Origin of the sequence: Ilumatobacter sp., assembly GCF_041688325.1 — a bacterium.
In the GTDB taxonomy this organism is placed as follows: domain Bacteria; phylum Actinomycetota; class Acidimicrobiia; order Acidimicrobiales; family Ilumatobacteraceae; genus Ilumatobacter_A.
Window position 1 is genome coordinate 1 of the sequence record NZ_JBDNIJ010000144.1, and the last position, 3,109, is coordinate 3,109.

General features: G+C 63.4%; 2 protein-coding genes and 2 pseudogenes. 3 read left to right on the forward strand and 1 reads right to left on the reverse strand.

Annotated elements, in window-relative coordinates; genetic code table 11:
- The 3 genes and pseudogenes from ACH2EI_RS09525 to ACH2EI_RS09535 form a co-directional block, all read left to right on the forward strand.
- Window positions 1-276 (forward strand): annotated as a pseudogene (locus ACH2EI_RS09525) (hypothetical protein); the annotation flags it as partial.
- Window positions 276-2,111: a glycoside hydrolase family 15 protein gene (locus tag ACH2EI_RS09530; protein WP_395159829.1), complete on the forward strand. Its 1,836-nt coding sequence runs from the start codon at window positions 276-278 to the stop codon at window positions 2,109-2,111. The pseudogene ACH2EI_RS09525 and the gene ACH2EI_RS09530, both read left to right, overlap by 1 nt.
- Before the next feature lie 92 nt (window positions 2,112-2,203).
- Window positions 2,204-2,581: a hypothetical protein gene (locus ACH2EI_RS09535; RefSeq protein ID WP_395154887.1), complete on the forward strand. Its 378-nt coding sequence runs from the start codon at window positions 2,204-2,206 to the stop codon at window positions 2,579-2,581.
- A gap of 225 nt (window positions 2,582-2,806) precedes the next feature.
- On the opposite strand, the pseudogene ACH2EI_RS09540 reads toward ACH2EI_RS09535, so the two are convergent.
- A pseudogene (locus ACH2EI_RS09540) lies at window positions 2,807-3,109 on the reverse strand (SDR family NAD(P)-dependent oxidoreductase); the annotation flags it as partial.

Consider the following 3,109-nt stretch of genomic DNA (forward strand, 5'->3'; position numbering starts at 1 on the left):
ATCGGTCTCAACATCCTCGACACTGGCGCCGACTCGCCACCACGAGGACATCACGCCGCGGCGCTTCGGCGAGTCGATGCTGAGCTGTGTGGGCCCTCCGAGCACGGCGACCTCGGCGACTATGCAACGCTGCTCGACGATGCGCTCGACGGTTCCCGGCGCCACTTCGCACAGATCGACGACGTGCTCGCAGCTTGGCGGCTCGTCGAGGACCTCTCGACATCGACCCGTGAACTTCAGTTCTATGCGCCGGGTTCGACGGGGCCGGGTCGCTGATGTCGCGGCCACTCGAAGAATATGGATTGGTCGGCGACACCGAAACGCTCGCCATCGTCCACGAGACCGGTTCGATCGACTGGCTGTGCTGGCCCAGGTTCGACTCGCCTAGCATCTTCGGATCGCTGCTCGACCCCGAGGGCGGTGATTGGTCCGTTCGCCCCTCCGGTGCCAGTGACGGCCACATCGAATCTCGTCAATTCTACCTGTCGGGCACCAACGTTCTGCTCACCCGCTTTCACACGCCAACCGGGATCATGGAGATCGAAGACTTCATGTCGATGGGACTCGGCGACCATCACGGTGCTCGTCAACTCGTTCGCGTCGTGCGCTGTCGTCGTGGTCATGTCGAAGCGACCTCGAACCTGCTCATGCGCCCCGACTACGGTCGCGGCGAACGGACGGTCGAATGCTTGGTTGATGACGGTAACTCGATCCGGCTGAGCAGCAGTGGCGAGCACGAGTTCGAATTGACGATGTCATCGTCGGTCTCCCTCGACATTACCTCCGCAGACAATGGCGACGACCCCACCCCGGTCACCACCTCGCCGCTGTCCGCCACGTTCGAACTCGCGGAGGGGGAGTCGGCGTTCTTCGCCCTCGGAGACACCGTGCTCGACCAAGCTGGCTGCGATGAAGCCTCTCGACAAACACTGGAGTTCTGGCGTGATTGGTCGGGGGCGAGCACCTATGACGGCAGGTGGCGAGAGCACGTCGAGCGGTCGGCGCTGACCCTCAAACTACTTACCCACGCGCCGACCGGCGGGATCATTGCCGCAGCGACCACGAGCCTCCCTGAGGTCATGGGTGGCGAACGCAACTGGGACTATCGATACGTCTGGATTCGCGACGCATCGTTCACGTTGTACGCATTCATCGAGCTCGGGTATCTCTCCGAAGCCGAGGCTTTCACCGAGTGGCTCGTCCAGCGCGTGCAGACCTGCGACCGGTCGGGCGATCGACCGCCACTGTCACCCCTATACGACCTCGACGGCAACGCGCAGATCGAGGAGATCGAACTCGACCACTGGTCTGGGTACGGCGACAGCACGCCTGTTCGAGTCGGCAACGCGGCCAGTGGGCAACTGCAGTTGGATATTTACGGCGAGATGATCGATGCGCTGTACCTGGCTGACAAGCACGGCGATGGGCTGGGCCTCGACACCTGGCAGAACGTTTGTGTGCTCGTCGATTGGGTGGTCGAGAATTGGAAGCGTCCCGACGAAGGTATCTGGGAAACTCGAGGTGGTGAACAGCGACACACGTCGTCGCTGCTGATGTGCTGGGTGGCTGTCGAACGCGCCATGCGCATGGCGCGCCATGGGGGCCGGCCTGCACCGTACGAGCATTGGCGAGCCGCCCGCGACGAGATGCATGCGTGCCTCGTCGACGAGGGCTGGAACGACGACCTGGGTGCGTTTACGCAGACACTCGGCGGGTCGACGCTCGACGCGTCGCTGCTGCTCATGCCGCTCGTCCGATTCGTCTCACCGACCGATGAGCGCTGGCTCTCGACGCTCGATGCCATCGGCGACCGCCTTGCGCACGGACCGCTCGTCGACCGCTACGACTCGACAGCGACCGACGACGGGCTCGACGGAGACGAGGGCTCGTTCACCATGTGCTCGTTCTGGTACGTCGAAACATTGGCGCGGGCTGGGCGGCTCAACGAGGCGCGATCGATGTTCGACCGGCTGCTGTCGTATGCGAGCCCGACCGGTCTGTTCAGCGAAGAGATCGGCCCCAACGGTCGACTGATCGGCAACTTCCCACAAGCGTTCACACATCTGGCGCTGATCAGCGCAGCGGTCCACCTCGACGAACTACTCGCATGAACAGCGTCGGGCGGAGCGCAGGCGCGTTCCTGATCGAGGACAGAGATCGGGGACAGAGATTGAACGCGCGGTTGAACGGGTACTGCTGTCCCATGAGCTATTCACATGCCGAACAGCTGGACCCGACCGTCTTGGGCGAGGAGGTTGGTGACACTGGACGCCCCGGTGACGATTTCCCACGCGACGAGCCACTCGCTGTCGAGGATCCGTCGATCATCGCACACGGCGTGATCGCGCGCGACGACGTGGCGAGTCGCGACGAACGTCTCGTTCCCGAAGCCGAAGAACGCGATGCCGCAAACGGCGCTTCGACAATGCAGGGTCGCCCTGCCGGCCTCGTCGACCCGGCGATGTCCACTGCGACGGCACCATCGATCGATGATGACGAACAACAGCTCATCGCGACCGAGTCGGTTGAGCAAGAACAGAGCCCGGAGGCCCGCGCTCTGCACGAGGAACCCAGCGAATAGTTCTGAGTTTGATCCGTCCTGATGCAACCTTGAGTTGAGCCAGCTGGGCTGGCGCGAATACAACATCACGGAGGGTCGCCAGATCGAGAGCGTCGACAGTGATCCGCAGGCCGGCGTTCATCCAAAACCTGAGACGCGGCGACTACGAACTCGGCGTCGAAGCCTGCCCCGAATATCTACGCGTCGCGGCAGCATTCCACGAACTGACGCCCCTCATTCAACGAGCTAGCTCGTCCGGAGCCCCTCGTAGCGAAGGACTCGTTCGTCTTTCGGGTAGTCGGCGTACCCCTCGCGAAAGGTGGGGTAGGTAGGCAACCAACCGCTGGCGCGAAGTAGCGCGTTACTCAATCGTTTGCCGTGAGCCTGCTCGGGGTCGGCTGTCGGGGGACCCGGCAACGCCAAGCGTCGAGCGATGTACGCGGCAACGTCGCCCCGCAGGGCTGGTTCGTCGTCGGCACCAAGGTAGAGAGGTCCCGGAGGTTGCGGTCGGGTGAGCAGATGAATCACCGCTGCGGCGGCGTCTTCGCG

What these genes read in the sequence shown, in the direction of transcription:
- ACH2EI_RS09530 (WP_395159829.1), top strand. Translation starts at nt 276, where the DNA reads ATGTCGCGGCCACTCGAAGAATATGGATTGGTCGGCGACACCGAAACG.
- ACH2EI_RS09535 (WP_395154887.1), top strand. Translation starts at nt 2,204, where the DNA reads ATGAGCTATTCACATGCCGAACAGCTGGACCCGACCGTCTTGGGCGAG.